This is a genomic window from Streptomyces sp. NBC_01255 (assembly GCF_036226445.1).
Classification (GTDB): Bacteria; Actinomycetota; Actinomycetes; order Streptomycetales; family Streptomycetaceae; genus Streptomyces.
Genome location: NZ_CP108474.1, coordinates 3460257 through 3480582 on the forward strand (window position 1 = coordinate 3460257; position 20326 = coordinate 3480582).

At 72.4% G+C, this 20326-nt stretch carries 12 protein-coding genes; 2 read left to right on the plus strand and 10 right to left on the minus strand.

Translation table 11 applies throughout. The annotated features are described in order from the left end of the window. Positions 1-376: 376 nt before the first annotated feature. The 6 genes from OG357_RS15070 to OG357_RS15095 form a co-directional block, all read right to left on the minus strand. The gene (locus tag OG357_RS15070; protein WP_329621652.1) at positions 377-2191 is read right to left on the minus strand and encodes a GMC family oxidoreductase; all 1815 of its coding nucleotides are present in this window, start codon (positions 2189-2191) and stop codon (positions 377-379) included. 58 nt (positions 2192-2249) lie between these two features. Beyond that, positions 2250-3914, minus strand: a complete 1665-nt coding sequence (locus tag OG357_RS15075; RefSeq protein WP_329621653.1) for a succinic semialdehyde dehydrogenase — start codon at positions 3912-3914, stop codon at positions 2250-2252. A 179-nt stretch (positions 3915-4093) separates the two neighbouring features. Beyond that, positions 4094-5845 carry a serine/threonine-protein kinase gene (locus OG357_RS15080; RefSeq protein WP_329621654.1) on the minus strand — a complete coding sequence of 584 codons (1752 nt, stop codon included), beginning with the start codon at positions 5843-5845 and terminating at the stop codon, positions 4094-4096. Positions 5846-6003: 158 nt separating this feature from the next. After that, positions 6004-9087: a protein kinase gene (locus OG357_RS15085; protein WP_329621655.1), complete on the minus strand. Its 3084-nt coding sequence runs from the start codon at positions 9085-9087 to the stop codon at positions 6004-6006. Positions 9088-9235: 148 nt separating this feature from the next. Further along, positions 9236-11647 carry a serine/threonine-protein kinase gene (locus OG357_RS15090; protein ID WP_329621656.1) on the minus strand — a complete coding sequence of 804 codons (2412 nt, stop codon included), beginning with the start codon at positions 11645-11647 and terminating at the stop codon, positions 9236-9238. A gap of 205 nt (positions 11648-11852) precedes the next feature. Then, positions 11853-13559: a glycerol-3-phosphate dehydrogenase/oxidase gene (locus tag OG357_RS15095; protein WP_329621657.1), complete on the minus strand. Its 1707-nt coding sequence runs from the start codon at positions 13557-13559 to the stop codon at positions 11853-11855. A gap of 233 nt (positions 13560-13792) precedes the next feature. Here OG357_RS15095 and OG357_RS15100 point away from each other — a divergent pair, with 233 nt between their 5' ends. Further along, positions 13793-15034, plus strand: coding sequence for a nucleotide sugar dehydrogenase (locus tag OG357_RS15100; protein WP_329621658.1), 1242 nt, complete (start codon positions 13793-13795; stop codon positions 15032-15034). An 84-nt stretch (positions 15035-15118) separates the two neighbouring features. Here the strand turns inward: OG357_RS15100 and OG357_RS15105 are convergent, their stop codons facing one another. The 4 genes from OG357_RS15105 to OG357_RS15120 all read right to left on the minus strand — a co-directional run bounded on the left by OG357_RS15105 (position 15119) and on the right by OG357_RS15120 (position 19450). Next, entirely contained in the window at positions 15119-16243 is a 1125-nt protein-coding gene (locus OG357_RS15105) for a GuaB3 family IMP dehydrogenase-related protein (RefSeq protein WP_317598487.1), read from the minus strand. 106 nt (positions 16244-16349) lie between these two features. Further along, complete coding sequence (gene guaB, locus OG357_RS15110) at positions 16350-17852, minus strand: IMP dehydrogenase (protein ID WP_317598486.1); 1503 nt, start codon at positions 17850-17852, stop codon at positions 16350-16352. A 140-nt stretch (positions 17853-17992) separates the two neighbouring features. Then, the gene (locus OG357_RS15115) at positions 17993-18595 is read right to left on the minus strand and encodes a sigma-70 family RNA polymerase sigma factor (protein ID WP_056552247.1); all 603 of its coding nucleotides are present in this window, start codon (positions 18593-18595) and stop codon (positions 17993-17995) included. A gap of 243 nt (positions 18596-18838) precedes the next feature. Continuing rightward, positions 18839-19450 (minus strand): response regulator transcription factor, encoded by a 612-nt coding sequence (locus OG357_RS15120; protein ID WP_003948568.1) that lies wholly within the window; start codon positions 19448-19450, stop codon positions 18839-18841. A gap of 433 nt (positions 19451-19883) precedes the next feature. On the opposite strand from OG357_RS15120, the gene OG357_RS15125 reads away from it, so the two are divergent. Beyond that, on the plus strand, positions 19884-20264 hold the full coding sequence (locus OG357_RS15125) for a WhiB family transcriptional regulator (protein ID WP_329621659.1): 381 nt from the start codon (positions 19884-19886) through the stop codon (positions 20262-20264). Positions 20265-20326: the final 62 nt, after the last annotated feature.

Below are 20326 nucleotides of genomic sequence, written 5' to 3' on the forward strand. Positions count from 1 at the left end.
AGCAGCCCGGTCACCCAGAAAGGGCGGTCGGCCCCGGGGACGCCCGGGGCCGACCGCAACCGGCTCAGAACGAAACCCCGAACGCCGTCCCCCTCCCTTCCCCTCCCCCCCTTCTCCGTTTCTCCCCGCGCGGCGCAACCCCCCGGTGCCGACGGCAAGGGCCCCGTACCGCGACCGGAATCGCGGCACGGGGCCCTTTCCTGCGTGCCCGGCACCCTCACACCTCCGGCGTGACGCGCGTCACACGAAGATCCTGCGCAACCGCTACAACCAATCCCGTCGGTCGCGGGTCATCTATGCAGCATCACCAAAAGCAGGAAAGGCGCTGCACTCGGAGGGGGGTGCAGCGCCTTTTCTCATTCCTGCTTCGACAAGCTCAGGCCTTCTTCGGCGGGACCGCCGGGATGCCCAGGAACGGCAGCCGCAGGGCGCCGAAGGCCTCGGCCGGGACCGCAGGGGACTTCGGCTCGACCGCCGCCAGCCGTACGTACGCCTCCCCCTGCCGCGGCCGCGGGTCGTCCTCGCCCTTGTTCGGCCAGAACGACATCGCCCGCTCCGCCTGCGCCGTGATCGTCAGGGACGGGTTGACGCCGAGGTTGGCGGAGACGGCCGCCCCGTCGACGACGGAGATCCCGGGGTGCCCGAAGAGCCGGTGGTACGGGTCGATGACGCCGGACCCGGCGTCGGCGCCGATCGGGCAGCCGCCCAGGAAGTGGGCGGTGAGTGGGGTGCCCATCAGCTCGCCGACGTTGGAGCCGGGGAAGCCGTTGATCTCCTCGGCGAGGAGGGTGGCGGCCCGGGTCGCCTCCTCGATCTGGACCGGGTTCGGCGCCCCGTGCCCCTGGCGGGCCGTGAGCAGGCCCTTCCCGAGGCCGCCGGGCTTGCGGTAGGTCGTGAGGGAGTTGTCGAGGGACTGCATGACCAGACCGATGATGGTCCGCTCCGACCAGTGCCAGTTGGAGAGGGAGCGGGCGGCGAGCGTCGGGTGCCTGAACAGGTTGAGGAACCAGTTGCGCACCCGGTGGGCACCGTAGGGCACCTGCAGGACGGTGAGGCCGCCCATGGAGTTGGAGCCCTTGCCGTACCGGACCGGCTCGATGTGGGTGTTCGCGTCGGGGTGGATCGAGGAGGTGATGGCGACGCCCTTGGTGAAGTCGGCCTTCTCCTTGCCGTGCTTCTTGCGGTAGCGCCGGTCGGTGGTCTGCGCGCCGACCAGGCCCTCGGAGTTGGTGCGGGTGAGCTCGCCGAGCCGGTGCGAGATCCGGGGCAGCAGGCCGCCGTCCTTCATCCGGTGCAGCAGGGTCTGCGTGCCGTACGTGCCGGCCGCGATCACCACCCGGCGGGCGCGGAAGGTCCGGCCCTTGCCCTTCTTCCGGTTGTCCGTGGGGAGGGTCCGCACCGCGTAGCCGCCCCGCGAGTCCTCGGTGACGGTGACGACCGTGGTCATGGGGTGGACGGTGGCGCCGGCCTTCTCGGCGAGGTGGAGGTAGTTCTCGTTGAGGGTGTTCTTGGCGCCGTGGCGGCAGCCCGTCATGCACTCGCCGCACTCGGTGCAGGCACGCCGGGCCGGGCCCGCGCCGCCGAAGTACGGGTCGGCGACCTCCGCGCCCGGCTTCGCCTTCGCCGTACCGTCGGAATCGTCACCGTCCCCGAAGAAGACGCCGACCGGCGCCATGTGGAAGGTGTCGCCGATGCCCATCGCCTGCGCGGCCGCCTTGAGGTGCACGTCCGAGGGGGTCGTCGTCGGGTTGAGCCGGACGCCGAGCATCCGCTGCGCCTGGTCGTAGTACGGCCGCAGCTCGTCCTGCCAGTCGGTGATGTCCTTCCACTGCGGGTCGTCGAAGAACGGCTTGGGCGGTACGTAGAGAGTGTTGGCGTAGTTGAGGGAGCCGCCGCCGACGCCGGCGCCCGCGAGCACCATCACGTTGCCCAGCAGATGGATGCGCTGGATGCCGTAGAGGCCGAGGGCCGGGGCCCACAGGAAGTTCTTCACGTCCCAGGAGTTCTTCGGCAGGGTCGCGCGGGTGAAGCGGCGCCCGGCCTCCAGGACGCCGACCCGGTAGCCCTTCTCGGTGAGCCGGAGGGCGGTGACCGAACCGCCGAAGCCGGAGCCGACGACGAGGACGTCGTAGTCGTACGCGTCGTCCGTCCCGCTCGCTTCCTGATTCTGGGCAGGGGGTACCGCGGTCATGGCTCTCCTCGTACGAAAAGGTGTGAAAGGAAAGGGCGTCAGCGCAGGCGCAGGGCCTTCAGCGCAGGCGCAGGGCCTTCATCGCCTTCAGGGACAGGCTCATCACCGCGGCGTACTTCTCGTCGTCCATGCCGAAGGAGGGCGCGAGCGGCATCAGCCGCTGCTGGGCGACGGTCTGGGCCTCGGTGTACTTGAGGATGCCCTCGGAGCCGTGGCGGCGGCCGAGACCGGAGTCCTTCATGCCGCCCATCGGCGACTGCACGCTGCCGTAGGCCGGCGCGTACCCCTCGTTGATGTTGACGGTGCCGGTGCGCAGCCGGGCCGCGACGGCGTGGCCGCGGCGCGAGTCCTTGGTCCACACGGAGGAGTTGAGGCCGTACGGCGTGCCGTTGGCGAGGTCGATGACCTCGTCCTCGTCCGTGAAGCGGTAGATCGACACGACCGGGCCGAAGGTCTCCTCGGAGCAGACGGCCATCGGGGCCTCGACGCCGTCGAGGATGGTCGGCTCGTAGAAGAGGGGGCCGATGTCGGGGCGGGCGACGCCGCCGGCGACGAGCGTGGCGCCCTTGGCGACGGCCTCCTCGACGTGCTTCGTGACCGCCTCCAGCTGCCGGTCGCCGACGAGGGAGCCCATGTCGGCCCCGTACGCGAGGGAGCTGCCGAGGCGCATGGCCTTGGTGCGGGCGGCGAAGCGGTCGAGGAAGGTGTCGGCGATCGACTCGTGCACGTACAGCCGCTCGATGGAGATGCAGAGCTGCCCGGCGGAGGAGAAGCAGGCGCGGACGGCACCGGCGGCGGCCTTCTCGATGTCGGCGTCCTTCAGGACGAGCATCGCGTTCTTGCCGCCGAGTTCGAGGGAGACGCCGACGAGCCGGGCCGCGGCACCCTGGGCGACCTCGCGGCCGGTGCGGGTGGAGCCGGTGAACGAGACGTAGTCGGCGTGCTTGACGACCTCGGGGCCGACGACCGGGCCCTCGCCCAGGACGACCTGGAAGACCTCGGCGGGCAGCCCGGCCTCGACGAGCAGGTCACGGGCCCACAGCGCGGTGAGCGCCGTCTCGGTGTCGGGCTTCATGACGACCGCGTTGCCCGAGACGAAGGCGGGGAGCGCGTCGCCGACGGAGAGCTCCAGCGGGTAGTTCCAGGGCGCGATCTGGCCGACGACCCCGCGCGGCTGGCGCAGCTCGGTGACCTTGGTGAGGGTCGGTACGACTCCGGTGTGGCGCTTGGCGCGCAGGTACGAGGCGGCCTTGCGGCCGTAGTGGCGGGCCGCGACGCACACCGCCTGGACCTCCTCGTGGGCGTGCAGGCGCGCCTTGCCCGTCTCCAGCTGGATGAGGTCGAGGACCTCGGCCTGCCGCTGGAGGACGAGGTCGTGGAAGCGGAGGAGGACGGCGGCGCGGACCTTGACCGGGGTCGCGGCCCAGGCCGGCTGCGCGGCGCGGGCGCGAGCGAAGGCCTCGGCGACGTCCTCGGGGGTGGACTCGGGCAGCTCCGCCAGCCTCTCCCCGGTGAAGGGGGTGTGGTTGGCCGTCCGGCCCGAGCCGACGACGCCCCGGATGAGCCGGGCGACCACCTCGGGCGTCACGACGTCGGCGGCGGTCCGCACGCCGGCGGGCGCGGGCGCGACCGGGTTGGTCGCGCCGGCGGGCGCGGCCGCTCCGCCCTGCGCGGCGGGGGCGTCGGGAACCGAGAGGGCGGCGGGGGCCTGCGAGTCCGTCATGAGGGCGAGCGTAGGCGGCGATCCGCCCTTTGGGTACCCGTCGGTAACGCGTTTTCACCGGGTACACACATCGCGCCAGCGATCACTGGCACATAAGCCCTGATCAGGGGCTTACGGCTGACGGAGGCCGGGGGAGGAGATTTTTCCGGCCCCCTTCGCCCGTCTGTTCGGCGGCCCGTTCAGTCGCCCGGCGGCCGCCAGTGCTGGAGCATGATGTCGAACTGCTCGCGTGTGGTCTCCCAGCTCGACTGCGGCGAGGACATGTACAGGGCGTACTCCGTGCCGTCGTCCTCGTAGTACATGAGGTCGATCGCGTGCCGCGGCCCGGGGAAGTCCTTCCTCTCGGTCCAGGTGAACTCCCACTGGCAGGACCGGACCTGGTCGCGGTAGGTGACCTGGCCGAGCTTGACCCGGGTGTAGTCCATCCGCTTCTGCAGGACGCGTTCCAGGTCGAGGGCGTGCATGTACGGGTTCTCGAAGTCGGGGCTCCGGTCGATGCTGATCCGGATGCGGTGATTGCCGTTGTCCGGGGTGTAGTCGATCTGGTCGCCCTCCTTCTGCCGCTTCCAGCCGTCCGGTACGAGCAGGCTGAAGCCCGCCGGATCGTGGACGCGGTGCCAGCCGGCCGGAATGTCGTTCTCGGTGGCCGGGGTGGCGATGGAGGGGCCGGTGGCCGTGGCTCGTCCGCCGTTCCTGTCGCCGTCCCGGTCGCCGCCCGCGTAGTGCATGGCGGCGAAGACGGCGCCGCCCGCGACGAGACCGGCGAGCAGGGCCGCGAGGACGACGGTGCGCCAGCGGCCTCGACCCGAAGACGAGGGGGCGGAGGTGGAGGTGGAGGCGGAAGGCACCAGGGTGGGGGGTGACTGCGAGCCCTGGGACGGCTGCGGCGTCTGGGGCTCGTCGGCCGGGTGAGGCCACTGCGCCGTGGACGTCCGCGGCGCACCGGCCGGACGCGCCGCGGCGTCCGTACCCGCCGTACCCGCCGTACCCACCGCGCTCCCGGCGGCCGTCGAGTCCGCCGCGTCCCCCGCGCCCGAGGTCAGGTCGTCCCTCGCCACGCGCTGGGTCGGCACGTACGCCTGTGCCGTCTGCGGCGTCCGTCCCTCCATCGCGTCGAGCAGCATCCGCTCGGCCTCGTCCGCACGCGGCCGGTGTTCCGGCTCCTTGCGCAGCAGCGCCACGATGACCGGTGCGAGCGGCCCGGCCTTCTCCGGGTACGGCGGCTCCTCGGTCACCACGGCCTGCATCGTGCTGATCGGGGAGGTCCGGCGGAACGGCGAGGTCCCCTCCACCGCCGTGTACAGCGTGGCCCCGAGGGACCAGAGGTCGGAGGCGGGACCGGGATCGCCGCCCCGTACCCGCTCGGGCGCCAGATAGTCGATGGAGCCGACGATCTCCCCGGTCCGCGTGATCGTCGAGTCTCCCTCGATCGCCGCGATCCCGAAGTCGGTGATCAGTACGCGCCCGTCCCGCGCCAGCAGGACGTTGCCCGGCTTGACGTCCCGGTGCAGCACCCCGGCCGCGTGCGCGGCCCGCAGCGCCCCGAGGACGTGCAGTCCGACCCTGGCCGCCTCACGGGGCTCGATCGCGCCCGTCTCCTTGGCGGCGTCTGCGAGCGAGGGCCCGTCGACGTACTGCATCACGATCCAGGGACGGCTGTCGTGCTCCAGGACGTCGTGGACGGTGACCACGCCCGGGTGGGTGATCCGCGCGGCGGCCCGCGCTTCCTTCTGTGTCCGCGCGTGCAGCACGAGCCGGTCGGCCTCCGCCACGAACCGGCCCGCCGTCAGCTCCTTCACCGCGACCACGCGGTGCAGTACCTCGTCGTGCGCGCGCCAGACCTTGCCCATGCCGCCACGGCCGATGCACTCGCCGAGCCGGTAGCGACCCGCGAGCAGCAACCCCGCCCCTGTGCTCTGAGAATGTTCCACTTGCCCCCGCCCGTTCCTTCGGATGCCAGGTTACGGAGGGGGGCGGGGGCTGCGGAACCTCGGGGCTGTCATAGGAACAGCACTGTGACCGGGGGACGGTGACGCCCCGATGGACGGCCCGGCGGGCGGCCCTGCGTCAGCCCGGCGTCCTCTCCGGCTCAGCGTCCCGGGCGGAACGCCTTCGTGGCCTCGTCGTAGATCTCGGATACCTTGTCGCTCTCGCCCTTCGGGCCGATGACCACCACGACGTGGTACCGGCCGCCGTCGATGAGGGCGAGGTTCCGGACGGAGACCTGGCGCCCGGTGCTGTCCAGCCACCAGTAACTGCCCGTGGCCGTCGCCGTCGTGCCGATGTCGACCCGGCGGGACGAATCCGTACCCGACCAACTGGACACGCGCAGCGGCTCCAGCTCGCGCTCCTTGTTGTTCTGGTACTCCAGGGGGTCGGATCCGTGGTCGGCGACCGTGTCCCTGCCCGGGACGACGATCATCGTGAAGTCGCCTCCGGTGTAGCGCACTTGCCCGGCGTCGTTGATCGGGCTGCGGCGCCAGCCGTTCGGCACCCCGATCCGGAAGCCCTCCGGGTCCTGGCGCAGGGTGTACCCGGCGGCGAGGGCGGGCGCCGACGGATCGGCCGCGGGCGGGGTCGTGGACGGCTTGGCGGGGGGCTTGGAGGTCGGCTCGGAGGACGGATCGGCCGGCGGGGCGCTCGTGGGTGCGGTGCCGGGCGCGGTGGTACGCGGGGACCCGCCGGCCGACGGAGCGCCCGCGCCGGGCTCCTTCCCCTCGCCCGGCAGGAAGAACACGGCGTACGCCACGGCCCCACCGAGCAGGAGCAGGACGAGGAGCAGCAGCGTACGGCCGAGGGAGCGAGGCGAACCCTCGCCCCGGGAGGGGCTCCGGGGCGCACGGGGGGCCCGGGGCGCGCGCTGCGGGATCTCCTCCTGGAACTCCACCCCCGCGTCGACGTATTCGCCCTGGTGGACGACCTCGGGCGCGGCCTCGTGAAGGGCCGCGGCGCGCGGCTCGGGGCGGGGGTCCTTGCCCCGCTTGTGACGGTGGCGGCCCGCACCCGCGCCCGCACCCTTACGGCGCCGGCGCACCAGCTCGCCGCGGCGGCGCACGATCGGCAGGCGTGTCTCGTCGAAGGACGGCAGCGGTACGGCTCCGAGGCCCGCCTCGGGCTCCGGCGCCGACCGCACGAGGGAGCGCAGCCAGCCGCGGAGCTCCTCGAAGTCGGGGCGCTCGGTGGGGTCCTGGCGGAGCAGGGACTCCACGACCGGGCGCAGCGGCCCGCACTCCTCGGCGAAGGCGGGCGGCTCGGCGCAGACCAGCTGGACGAGCTCGGCGGCGCTGTCCTCCGGGTAGGGGGCGTGGCCCTGGACGGCCCGGTAGAGGAGCGCGCCGAGCGCCCACAGGTCGGTGGCGGGACCGATGGGCGGGGCGAGGCGCCAGTTCTCGTGGACGGGGCCGGCCTGCTCGGGCGCCCAGCGCTCGGTGACCGCGCCGACGACGGCGATCCGGGTCTGGCGGGCCCGCTCGGCGTCGAGGCGCGTGGTGGGGCCGCGGTGGACCTGGACCGGTACGGCGAGCCGGTCGGGCGGTCCGGCGGCGCCGGCGGGGACCGGGAGGCGGGCGGGGTCGGGTGTCGCGGCCGTGTACCCGGCGGGCAGCGCCGGGCGGCCGGACCCTGGCAGTACGGGGCCGCGGCCGGGGCCCGAGCCGCCTGCGGGGATCGGTCCGGAGCCGTCACGCGCGGCGTGCGGACCGTCGCTCCAGCTGCCGGCGAGGTGCACGCGCGGCGGAGGACCGGCCTGCGGGCCGCCGTACGCCGTATCGCCGCCGTCGTCCTCGTCGTCGTCCTCGTCGTCGTCCGCCGCCTGCGACCACCACTGCGGCTCGGGCGCGCCGGACGCGGGCACCGGGGCAGGGGGCGGCGGGGGCGCGGGGGCCGGGACCGGTGGCGTGGGCGGCTCCGCCGGTGCGGGGCGCTGGCCGGGGAGCGCGCCCGTCTCGCCGAGCCGCGCCGCGGCACGCGCTCCCGCGCGGTACGCGGCGATGGCTCCGGCCCGTGCGGCCCGCACGTCGGCGGTGGGCGGCGGGGCGACGGCCGGGGGCTCCGCCCCGGTCCGGGTCTCGGGCGCGGACCTCGCCCCGGCGCCGTACGGGTCGGCCCCGTAGGACTCACGACCGTACGCATCGGCACCGGGACCGGCCGCGCCGCCGGTGCTCTCGCCACCGTCCTGGTCGGACCCGTACTGGTCAGGCCCGTACTGCTCAGGCCCGTACTGGCCGGACCGGTACTCGTCGGCCCCGTACTCGTCGGCGCCGTAGCCGTAGCCGGTCTCCCCGAGAAGCTCCTCGTCCGAGTCCGTCCCGTACGAGACCTCCTCGAACTCCACGACCTCCTCGAACTCCTCCGCCCCCTCCTCATCGGCCTCGGCCTCGGTCTCGGTCTCCTCGTAGACCTCGGCCTCGTACAGGTCGGAGCTGTACACCTCGGCGAACTCGGGCTCCGGCGCGAGCGGGAAGTCGGGCTCGAACTCCCGGGACGCGAACCCGGACCCCGTCCCGGCCGCCGTCCCGGCTCCGAACCTCGCCCCGAACTCCCCCTCGTCGTCCCCCGCCTCCGGCACGGGCGCGTAGCCGCACAAGGCCTCTTCCGCGGCGCCCACGGCGAGGCCCGTGAGGACCACCCGCCCGTCGTCGCAGACGAGCACGGTCCGGGCGGTGATGTTCCGGTGGACCCAGCCGTGGGCGTGGAGCGCGCGCAGGGCGGTGAGGACGTCGGCGCCGATCTCGGCCGCCCGGTACGGGTTGAGGGGCTGCTCGGCGAGGAGCGCGGCCAGCGGCCTGGCAGCCACGACCTCGCTCACTATCCACAGCGAACCGGCCTCCGCGAAGACGTCGAAGACCTGGTCGAGGAGCGGATGGTCGGGAATCTGCGCGGCGGCCTGGGCCGCCTCGATCGCCCGGCGCACGACGGGCTCGGCCGGCCGGCGGGTCGCCCGCCCGGCGCTCCCGTAGGACTGCGCGGAACCGCCCGCGCCGTCGAGCACCTCGGCGTCCACGAACTCCGGCAGGGGCACCTGGCGGACCAGGACCTCCTGCCCGCTGTACGTGTCGAAGGCGCGCGTCTCGGCGAAGTCGTACGCGTCCGCGCCCGGACCCGCCTCCGCGCCGGTCGGCGGCAGCGGCAGGCGGTAGCGGTCCGCCAGCACCCTTCCCGCGTAGTCGTCCACGACGCCTCCCCACGCGCGCACGCTGTCCCCCGTGGACCCGCGGATCCGTCGAATCACGCGAGTCCGTCAATTCCGGTCCGGCACCGTGCAGTTAGCGGCAATTGTCGGCTGCGTACGGTCCACGAACTCTCACGATACGTGGCGCCGGTCAGTCCTTGGGGCTGAACGTGGCGAACGCCGTCTCCCGCAGGGTCCGGCACTCCGCGCCGTTCCACTCGTCCGCCTTGCAGGTGATCATGATGGAGTAGCCGTGCTTGTCGTCCACCTTGAAGCCGCGGTTGAGCACGCGGACGGTCATGCCCTTCTGCGTGCGCGTGAACTCCCAGTCGGCGACGGTCGGGTAGCCCTTGTAGGAGACCTGCTTGATGCCGATGTGCTCGTAGTCCTGGCTGGTGACGGCCACGCCGGCCTTGGCCAGCTCCCAGGCGCTCTGCGCGTTGTCCTTCGGGCTGTCGTTGAAGTCGACCTGGACGCGCGGGAAACCGCCGCTCTGGCTGAATATCACGCCGAGGTCGTAGCCCGGTATCGAGCTGGGCTTGTAGGTGCCGGGCAGCGCCATGGAGAAGTGGAGCCGCTCGTTGGTGACGAGCGCGTACCCGGCGGGCAGCTGCGCGCCGGTACCGCCGCTGGGCTTGCCGGACGGCTTCGTGCCGCCCTGCCCGGTCGTCGTCCCGACCGTCGTCCCGGTGGTCGTTCCGGTGGTCGTCCCCGTCGTGCCCGTGTCGCCCGTCGATCCGTTGGAACCGGTGCCCCCGGGCTGCGCGCCGCCCTGCTGGCCGGGGCCGCCGGGCGTCTGCCCCTTGCCGCCGGAGCCTTCGGAGCCGCCGGACCCGTCGGCGCCACCGCCGGAAGCGCCGGCCGAGGCCGTCGTGCCGCCGGTCCCCTGGCCCTGCTTGTCCTTGTCGTCGCCACCGGTGAGGGAGACCGTCAGGATCGTGCCGAGCAGAGCGAGGACGGCGACCGCGGCGATGATCACCAGCGTGCGGCGCGGCACGACGTCGGTCAGCGGCGCACGGGCCGGAGCCTGCCTGCCGCCCCCCTGCAACGGCTCGACCGCCCTCGGCCTCGGCGGCTTCGCCTTCGGCTCGGCCTTCGCGGAGGCGGCCGCGTTGCGCACGGACTTCAACGCGCCCCGTACCCGGTCGGCGGCGACGGCCGTGTCGGGCGTCCTGTCCCGGTCGGCGGCCGGATCCGCGGGAGCCCGGTCGGGGCGCGGCGGAAGCAGTATGGCCCGGGTGACCTCGGGAGAGACCTCCGGCGCCGCGACGGGCGCGTCGAGCACGGCCCGCAGCAGGACCCGCGCGCGGGCGTCGTCGAGGCGCTGGGCCGGGTCCTTGGCGAGCAGGCCGTAGATGACCTGCTCCAGCTCGGGTCCCGCGTTCTTCGGGGGGTCGACCGGCTCGGTCATCACTGCCGTGAGGGTGGCGATGGCGGAGCCCTTGTCGTAGGGCGGGCTGCCCTCGACCGCCGCGTACAGGAGGCCGCCCAGCGACCACAGGTCGGCGGCCGGTCCGGGCTTGTGGCCGCGGGCGCGCTCCGGCGAGATGTAGGAGGGGGCGCCGACGAGCATGCCGGTGGAGGTGATCGAGGGGTCGCCCTCGACCTGGGCGATGCCGAAATCGGTCAGGACGACCCGGCCGTCATCGGCGATCAGCACGTTCGACGGCTTCACGTCACGGTGGAGGATGCCCTCGCGGTGCGCGGAGCGCAGGACGTCGAGGATGGCGAGGCCGACCTCGGCGGCGCGGCGGGGCGTGAGCACGCCGTCCTCGCGCACCGCGTCGGCGAGGGACTTGCCCTCGATGAGCTCCATGACGATCCACGGACGGTCGTCCTCGTCGACGACGTCGTACACGGTCACGGCGCCGTTGTTACGGATCCGGGCGATGGCCTTGGCCTCGCGCAGGGTCCGGGTGATGAGGCGTCGCTTCTCGTCGTCGTCGATGCTGGTGGGGAAGCGGAGCTCCTTGACGGCGACGGTGCGGCCCAGGGTCTCGTCGACCGCGCGCCACACGGTGCCCATGCCGCCGCGTCCGAGGACCACGCCGAGCCGGTAGCGGCCGGCGAGCAGCCTGCCCTCGGTCACGGGGTCCTTGCGCAGCCGGTCGCCGAAGCCGCCGGAACCACCGGAGGCACCGGAACCACCGGAGCCACTCCCGGAAGCCGAGCGGCCGGAACCGCTCCCCCGATCGGCGCGGGCGCTCTCGCCGTCGCCGTCCCCGGCGCCGAAACCGGCCCTGCCGGTCGACGGCTCGGTGCCCCGCAGCCGGCCCGTCGCGCCGGAGGGCTCGTCGGACACCGCGTCATCCTTCGGGTCGACAGCGCCCTCGGCACGCTCCACGTCGCCCGCGCCCTCCGCACGCTCCACGTCATCCACGTCGGCCGCGGCGTCCGCGTCCTCCGTAACGTCCGTGACCTGCGCGTCCTTCGTGTCCCGCGGGTCCCGCTCCGCCGCGCGCGCGGCCGGGACCGCCCCTCGGTCGCCGTCGGCCGCGGCCCCCGCGGCGGCGTCCCGCCGGGGGTCCCTCGCCGTGTCCCGCGACTGCTCCGCCTCCGACATGCGTCCCCTCTGCGATCCCTGATCTCCGCCGCGTCTGCCGCTTCCCGCGTGATGCGGTAACCCGCCCTGGAAGAGAGGCCATTGTCCCTCACCTCGGGACGGGTGCCGCCCCCGGGTCCGTACTCCGGGATGACGACGCCCGTCGGCACCCCCCAGGTTCCCACCGGATTCCGGACGACACGGACGTCCTGCCCGGAACGGACCGTCAGATCGGCACGATGTCCGGCGCCCCGAGCCGTGCGGCGTCCGCCGTCAGGTCGTCCGGCTGCCGCTGCGACTCGCGTTCGGCCTCGACCCGCTTCTCGTAGTGCTCGACCTCCTTGTCGATCTGGTGGGCGTCCCAGCCCAGGACCGGCGCCATCAGCTCCGCGCACTCGCGCGCGCTGAGCGTGCCCCGGTCGAAGGTCTCGATGGAGATCCTGGTCCGCCGGGTGAGGACGTCGTCGAGGTGGCGCGCGCCCTCGTGCGAGGCGGCGTAGACGATCTCGGCGCGCAGGTAGTCGTCGGCCGCCGCGAGCGGTTCCCCGAGCCCGGGGTCCTCGGCGATCAGGTCGAGGATCTGCTCCGTCAGGGAGCCGTACCGGTTGAGAAGATGCTCGACCCGGACGACGTGCAGCCCGGTCCTGGCCGCCGTCCTGGCCCGCGCGTTCCACAGGGCCCGGTAGCCCTCGGCGCCGAGGAGCGGGATGTCCTCGGTGACACAGGCGGCCACCCGCTGGTCGAGGCCGTGGACCGCCGCGTCGACGGCGTCCTTCGCCATGACGCGGTACGTCGTGTACTTGCCGCCGGCCACCACGACCAGGCCGGGGACCGGGTGGGCGACGGTGTGCTCGCGCGAGAGCTTGCTCGTGGCGTCCGACTCGCCCGCGAGCAGCGGCCGCAGGCCCGCGTAGACGCCCTGGACGTCGTCCCGGGTGAGCGGGGTCGCGAGCACGGTGTTCACATGCTCCAGGAGGTAGTCGATGTCGGCGCTGGACGCGGCCGGATGGGCCTTGTCCAGGTCCCAGTCGGTGTCGGTGGTGCCGACGATCCAGTGCCGGCCCCAGGGGATGACGAACAGCACGGACTTCTCGGTACGGAGGATGAGTCCGGTGGTCGAGTGGATGCGGTCCTTGGGCACGACCAGGTGGATGCCCTTCGAGGCGCGCACGTGGAACTGGCCGCGCTCGGCGATGAGGGCCTGGGTGTCGTCCGTCCACACCCCGGTGGCGTTGACGATCTGCTTGGCCCGGATCTCGTACGAGCCGCCCGACTCGACGTCCTGCACGCGCGCGCCGACGACCCGCTCGCCCTCGCGCAGGAAGCCGACGACGCGGGCCCGGCTGGCGGCCTTCGCGCCGTACGCGGCGGCCGTGCGCACGAGGGTGGTGACGAAGCGGGCGTCGTCCATCTGGGCGTCGTAGTACTGGAGGGCGCCGACGAGGGCGTCCTTCCTGAGGCAGGGCGCGACCCGCAGCGCGTTCCGCCGGGAGAGGTGGCGGTGCGCGGGCAGGCCGCGGCCGTGGCCGGAGGAGAGGGACATCGCGTCGTACAGCGCGACGCCCGAGCCCGCGTAGAACCGCTCCCAGCCCTTGTGCTGGAGCGGGTAGAGGAAGGGGACGGGCTTCACCAGGTGGGGTGCGAGCCGCTCCAGGAGCAGTCCGCGCTCCTTGAGGGCCTCCCGCACCAGCGCGAAGTCCAGCATCTCCAGGTAGCGCAGGCCGCCGTGGATGAGCTTGCTGGACCTGCTCGACGTACCGGAGGCCCAGTCGCGGGCCTCGACGATGCCGGTGGAGAGTCCTCTCGTGACGGCGTCCAGGGCGGTGCCCGCGCCGACCACTCCGGCGCCGACGACCAGCACGTCCAACTCTCGCTCCGCCATGGCCGTGAGCGCCTCGGTGCGCTCGGCCGGTCCCAGTGTCGCTGTCCTCACGGTTGCGCCTCCCGTCGTTCCCCGAGCCGTCCCGGTTCCGATTCTGGCCCGCTCCGGTGACTTCAGCCACCGCCTCGCCGCCACCCTGTGGATAACACTCGGCGACCTTCGGCCCCACAATGCCGCATATCGGTCATATTTACGCCTAGTCTGACATTGCGTTCACCCCGTTCTGTCCACCGGGGTTGCGCCTCGCGTCCCCTCCGGCTACTGGGAAGGACGGCCCACCCCCCATGCCCGCTGATCTCGCCGTCATCGGCCTCGGCCACCACGGACTCCCCCTCGCCCAGGCCGCCACCGCCGCAGGCATCGACACCATCGGCTACGACACCGACCCCCGCCCCGTCGCCGAACTCGCCGCCGGCCGGTCCCCGGTCGACGGCTCGCTCACCGCACCGGAGATCCGCCGGATGCTCGCGGGCGGCTTCCGTCCCACCACGAACACCGCCGAACTCGGCCGCGTCCGCACCGCCGTCCTCTGCGCGCCGACCCCCCTCGGCCCCGACCGCACCCTCGACCTCACCGCCGTCACCGACGCGGCCCGCGCCCTCGCCGCCCGGCTGCGTCCCCACACCACCGTCCTCCTGGAGTCCCCCGTCCCACCGGGCACCACCGAGGGCCCCCTCCGCGAGATCCTCGAAGCGGGCTCGGGGCTCCGCGCCGGCCGCGACTTCCACCTCGCGTACTCCCCCGGCCGCCTCGACCCCGGCAACCGCACCCACGGCTTCGCCGGCACCCCCAAGGTCATCGGCGGCCTCACCCCGGCCTGTACGGAGTCCGCCGCCGCCTTCTACGGCCGGCTCACCGACAAGGTGGTACGCGCGCGCGGCCCGCGCGAAGCCGAGACGGTCAAGCTCCTGGAGACCAACTTCCGGCACGTCAACATCGCCCTCGTCAACGAGATGGCGGTCCTCTGCCACGAACTCGGCGTCGACCTCTGGGACGTCATCCGCTGCGCCGAGACCAAACCCTTCGGCTTCCAGGCCTTCCGCCCGGGCCCCGGCGTCGGCGGCCACGGCGTCTCCGTCGACACCATCGGTGCCCACCGCCCGCTCCGCCTCGTCGAACTCGCCGGCCAGGTCAACGAACGCATGCCCCAGTACGTCGTCCAGCGCGCCGCCGCTCTCCTCAACGAGCACGGCAAGTCGGCCCGCGGAGCCCGGATCCTGCTGCTCGGGATCACGTACAAGCCCGATCTCCCGGACCGTCAGGGCTCGCCCGCCGACGAGATCGCCCGCCGCCTCATGGACCTGGGTGCGGCCGTCAGCTACCACGACCCGCACGTCCCCGACTGGCGCGTCCGCGAACTCCCCGTCCCCCGCGCGGACTCCCTCTACGAGGCCGCGGCCCACGCGGATCTGACGGTGCTGCTCCAGCACCACCGCACCTACGACCTCCAGGGCCTCTCGGTGAAGGCCCAGCTCCTCCTCGACACCCGCGGCGCCACCCCCGGAGGCGCGGCACACCGCCTCTGAGCCGCCTGCCCCGCACAGCCACGCGTCCGTACGCGAGAGGGCCCCGCACCACCCGGTGCGGGGCCCTCTCGTACGTACTCCGGATCAGCGCTTGTGCTGCGCGTCCGCGACGGTGACCTCGACGCGCTGGAACTCCTTGAGCTCCGTGTAGCCCGTCGTCGCCATCGCCCGGCGCAGGGCGCCGAAGAAGTTCATCGAGCCGTCCGGGATGTGCGACGGACCCGCGAGGATCTCCTCGGTGGTGCCGACGATGCCCAGGTCGACCAGCTTGCCGCGCGGAACGTCCTCGTGGACGGCCTCCATGCCCCAGTGGTGGCCCTTGCCGGGCGCGTCCGTGGCGCGGGCCAGCGGGGAACCGATCATGACGGAGTCGGCGCCACAGGCGATCGCCTTCGGCAGGTCGCCCGACCAGCCGACACCGCCGTCGGCGATGACGTGCACGTACCGGCCGCCGGACTCGTCCATGTAGTCGCGGCGGGCCGCGGCCACGTCGGCGACCGCGGTCGCCATCGGGACCTGGATGCCCAGCACGTTGCGCGTGGTGTGCGCCGCGCCGCCGCCGAAGCCGACGAGGACACCCGCCGCGCCCGTGCGCATCAGGTGCAGGGCCGCGGTGTACGTGGCGCAGCCGCCGACGATGACCGGGACGTCCAGCTCGTAGATGAACTGCTTCAGGTTCAGCGGCTCGGACGCGCCCGAGACGTGCTCGGCGGAGACCGTCGTGCCGCGGATGACGAAGATGTCCACGCCGGCGTCGACGACGGCCTTGGAGAACTGCGCGGTGCGCTGCGGGGAGAGCGCGGCGGCGGTGACGACACCGGAGTCGCGCACCTCCTTGATGCGCTGCCCGATCAGCTCCTCCTTGATGGGGGCGGAGTAGATCTCCTGCAGACGGCGGGTCGCGGTCGCCTCGTCCAGCTCGGCGATCTCGTCGAGCAGCGGCTGCGGGTCCTCGTACCGGGTCCAGAGCCCTTCGAGGTTGAGGACGCCGAGGCCGCCCAGCTCGCCGATGCGGATGGCGGTCTGCGGCGACACGACCGAGTCCATGGGAGCGGCCAGGAACGGCAGCTCGAAGCGGTAGGCGTCGATCTGCCAGGCGATCGAGACCTCCTTCGGGTCCCGGGTGCGCCGGCTAGGGACGACGGCGATGTCGTCGAACGCGTACGCCCTGCGGCCGCGCTTGCCGCGCCCGATCTCGATCTCAGTCACGATGTGTGGCCTTTCCCTCTACGTCTGCGCCTACCAGTATCCCCGACACAAGCGTGAGGGGCGGTCCCGGCCACATGCCGGAACCGCCCCCACGCGTCGCGCTGTGTTACTTCCTGCTGTAGTTCGGCGCCTCGACCGTCATCTGGATGTCGTGCGGGTGGCTCTCCTTGAGGCCCGCGGACGTGATCCGGACGAAGCGGCCCTTGGTCTCCATCTCCTCGATGGTGGCCGCGCCGACATAGCCCATGGTCTGGCGGAGCCCGCCGACGAGCTGGTGCAGGACGTTGGCCAGGGGGCCGCGGTAGGGCACCTGGCCCTCGATGCCCTCGGGCACGAGCTTGTCGTCCGAGGCGACCTCGGCCTGGAAGTAGCGGTCCTTCGAGTACGACCGGCCCTGGCCGCGGGACTGCATCGCGCCGAGCGATCCCATGCCGCGGTACGACTTGAACTGCTTGCCGTTGATGAACTGCAGCTCGCCCGGGGACTCCTCGCACCCGGCGAGCAGGCTGCCCAGCATGACCGTGTCCGCACCGGCGGCGAGCGCCTTGCCGATGTCGCCGGAGTACTGCAGACCGCCGTCGCCGATGACCGGGACGCCGGCCGCGCGGGCGGCGAGCGCCGCCTCGTAGATGGCGGTGACCTGCGGGACGCCGATGCCGGCGACCACACGGGTGGTGCAGATGGAGCCGGGGCCGACGCCGACCTTGACGCCGTCGACACCGGCGTCGATCAGGGCCTGCGCGCCGTCACGCGTCGCGACGTTGCCGCCGATGACGTCGACGCCGACGCTGGACTTGATCTTCGCCATCCAGTTCAGGGCGTTGCTGTTGTGGCCGTGGGACGTGTCGACGATCAGGAAGTCGACGCCCGCCGCGGCCAGGCCCTGCGCGCGCTCCAGCGCCTCGGGGCTGGCGCCGACGGCCGCGCCGACGAGCAGCCGGCCCTCGGCGTCCTTGGCCGCGTACGGGTACTTCTCGGCCTTGACGAAGTCCTTGACCGTGATGAGGCCCTTGAGGATGCCGGAGTCGTCGACGAGCGGCAGCTTCTCGATCTTGTGGCGGCGCAGCAGCTCCATGGCGTCCACGCCGGAGATGCCGACCTTGCCCGTGACCAGCGGCATCGGGGTCATGACCTCGCGCACCTGGCGGCTGCGGTCCGACTCGAAGGCCATGTCGCGGTTGGTGACGATGCCGAGCAGCTTGCCCGCCGGGTCGGTCACCGGGACGCCGCTGATGCGGAACTTGGCGCACAGCGCGTCGGCCTCGGCCAGCGTCGCGTCCGGGTGCACGGTGATCGGGTCGCTCACCATGCCGGACTCGGAGCGCTTCACGAGGTCGACCTGGTTGACCTGGTCCTCGATCGACAGGTTGCGGTGCAGGACGCCCACGCCACCCTGTCGCGCCATGGCGATGGCCATGCGGGACTCGGTGACCTTGTCCATCGCCGCCGACAGCAGCGGGATGTTCACGCGGACGTTGCGGGAGATGCGGGACGAGGTGTCGACCGCGTTCGGGAGGACCTCGGACGCGCCCGGCAGCAGCAGCACGTCGTCGTAGGTCAGCCCGAGTGTCGCGAATTTCTCGGGCACTCCGTCGACGTTTGCAGTCATGACACCTTCCCCAAATGGCCTTGATCGGTGCGGATGTCCATGCTAACGGGCCGAAGCCGTGTCTCATTCCACGATCAAGATCAGCCGGAAGCTTTGGACGTTTGTACGTGTACGAAAGGGCTGACGAGCCCCGGCAACACTTACTGTTCGGCCAGCGCGCGGAGCCTGCTGAGCGCGCGGTGCTGCGCGACCCGGACGGCCCCCGGGGACATGCCGAGCATCTGCCCGGTCTCCTCGGCGGTCAGCCCGACGGCGACCCGCAGGACGAGCAGCTCGCGCTGGTTCTCCGGAAGGTTGGCGAGGAGCTTCTTGGCCCACTCGGCGTCGTCGCTGAGCAGCGCGCGCTCCTCGGGACCGAGGGAGTCGTCGGGCCGCTCCGGCATCTCGTCGGAGGGCACGGCCGTGGACCCCGGGTGCCGCATGGCGGCCCGCTGGAGGTCGGCGACCTTGTGTCCGGCGATGGCGAAGACGAAGGCCTCGAAGGGCCTGCCTGTGTCCTTGTAGCGCGGCAGGGCCATGAGGACGGCGACGCAGACCTCCTGGGCCAGGTCCTCCACGAAGTGGCGGGCGTCCCCCGGCAGCCGGTTCAGGCGGGTGCGGCAGTACCGCAGGGCGAGCGGGTGCACACGCGCCAGCAGGTCGTGCGTGGCCTGCGCGTCGCCTTCGACCGCGCGGCGTACGAGCGCGCCGATCTCCCCCTGCCCGGCAGGCATGGGGGAACCCACGGTCTCGTCGTCGCGCATCGCTCCATGGTGCCCCGACGCCTCTGCGTTCGCGGCACCGCGTCCGTAGTTGTGCACCGAAGCGTTATGAGCAGGTGCGCCGGAACTCATCTCCCGCGCCCTCCCCTCCCGCTCGACCGACTCGTCCCCGAGGAACTCCACATCTCAAGGATGCGTCATTCCGCGAGGAAGTGACACAAGCCCACCCCGTCCACCCCACGACGGACGCGGATGCGGACGGGGAAATGGCCGGTGACCTGCGACTCAGCGCACCAGGCCCCAGCGGAAACCCAGCGCGACGGCGTGCGCCCGGTCCGAGGCGCCCAGCTTCTTGAAGAGGCGCCGGGCGTGCGTCTTGACGGTGTCCTCGGAGAGGAAGAGCTCGCGCCCGATCTCCGCGTTGGACCGGCCGTGGCTCATGCCCTCAAGAACCTGGATCTCGCGTGCGGTGAGCGTGGGCGCGGCGCCCATCTCGGCCGAACGGAGCCGGCGCGGGGCGAGCCGCCAGGTCGGGTCGGCGAGAGCCTGGGTGACGGTGGCCCGCAGTTCGGCCCGCGAGGCGTCCTTGTGCAGATAGCCACGGGCACCCGCGGCGACCGCGAGCGCGACGCCGTCGAGGTCCTCGGCGACCGTGAGCATGATGATGCGGGCGCCGGGGTCCGCGGAGAGCAGCCTGCGGACGGTCTCCACGCCGCCCAGACCGGGCATGCGTACGTCCATCAGAATGAGGTCCGAGCGATCCGCGCCCCAGCGGCGGAGGACTTCCTCGCCGTTGGCCGCGGTGGTCACACGCTCGACGCCGGGCACGGTCGCGACCGCGCGGCGAAGCGCCTCTCGGGCAAGCGGGGAGTCATCGCAGACGAGGACGGATGTCATGACTGACCTCCGTGGCTCTCGCAGCTGTTGCGCGTCACCTTGAGCCTCCAGGGCTGGTACGTATCGTCACCTGTGCGATTGACGCTCTCGGACACCTGCCCGATCGCTTGTTCCTTCAACCGCCTCCGCACACTCAACGACGGTCACTCGAAAGAGTTACGGGTCGGACGGCAGCCATCGGCACTCTACGTGAGGAGCCGTAAGCGGAGGAGAGCGACGCGGCCCATCTGCCCTTCATCGAAAGCTATGCCCCATTTAGCGGGTTTTCTTCCCTTTTCGCAGTGTCTGTGGCTAGATTCGCAATGAGTCATATTTACATCTACTTCGACAGTAGTTGTACTACCCCGAGTCGTCGGGGCCCGAGGAGCCCCGGCCGATCAGCCATCCACCCGCCCACCTATCCGTTCGACACGGTTTCAAGGGGACTAGCGCAATGGCAGATTTCTCCCGCCTTCCCGGACCCAACGCCGATCTGTGGGACTGGCAACTCCTCGCGGCCTGCCGCGGGGTGGACAGCTCCCTGTTCTTCCACCCCGAGGGAGAGCGCGGCGCGGCACGGAGTGCGCGCGAGAACTCGGCGAAAGAGGTCTGCATGCGGTGCCCGGTACGCGCGGAGTGCGCGGCACACGCACTCGCCGTGCGGGAGCCCTACGGCGTCTGGGGCGGCCTCACCGAGGACGAACGCGAAGAGCTCATGGGACGCGCCCGGAACCGCCTCATCACGGCGGCCCCGACGGCCGCACCTGTCACCTCCGTGACATCCATGACGGCATCGGCGGCGGCTGCGGGCCGCCCGATCGTGGAGCGCATGTGAAGGAACGTTTCCTCAGCGCAAGCTGAGCCCGAGTCGGTGACACCCGAGCGAGCCGCGCCCAC

Coding starts and splice junctions, on each gene's coding strand:
- OG357_RS15100 (WP_329621658.1), top strand. CDS start 13,793: ATGCCCGCTGATCTCGCCGTCATCGGCCTCGGCCACCACGGACTCCCC.
- guaB (WP_317598486.1), bottom strand. CDS start 17,852: ATGACTGCAAACGTCGACGGAGTGCCCGAGAAATTCGCGACACTCGGG.
- OG357_RS15070 (WP_329621652.1), bottom strand. CDS start 2,191: ATGACCGCGGTACCCCCTGCCCAGAATCAGGAAGCGAGCGGGACGGAC.
- OG357_RS15120 (WP_003948568.1), bottom strand. CDS start 19,450: ATGACATCCGTCCTCGTCTGCGATGACTCCCCGCTTGCCCGAGAGGCG.
- OG357_RS15115 (WP_056552247.1), bottom strand. CDS start 18,595: ATGCGCGACGACGAGACCGTGGGTTCCCCCATGCCTGCCGGGCAGGGG.
- OG357_RS15090 (WP_329621656.1), bottom strand. CDS start 11,647: ATGTCGGAGGCGGAGCAGTCGCGGGACACGGCGAGGGACCCCCGGCGG.
- OG357_RS15075 (WP_329621653.1), bottom strand. CDS start 3,914: ATGACGGACTCGCAGGCCCCCGCCGCCCTCTCGGTTCCCGACGCCCCC.
- OG357_RS15125 (WP_329621659.1), top strand. CDS start 19,884: ATGGCAGATTTCTCCCGCCTTCCCGGACCCAACGCCGATCTGTGGGAC.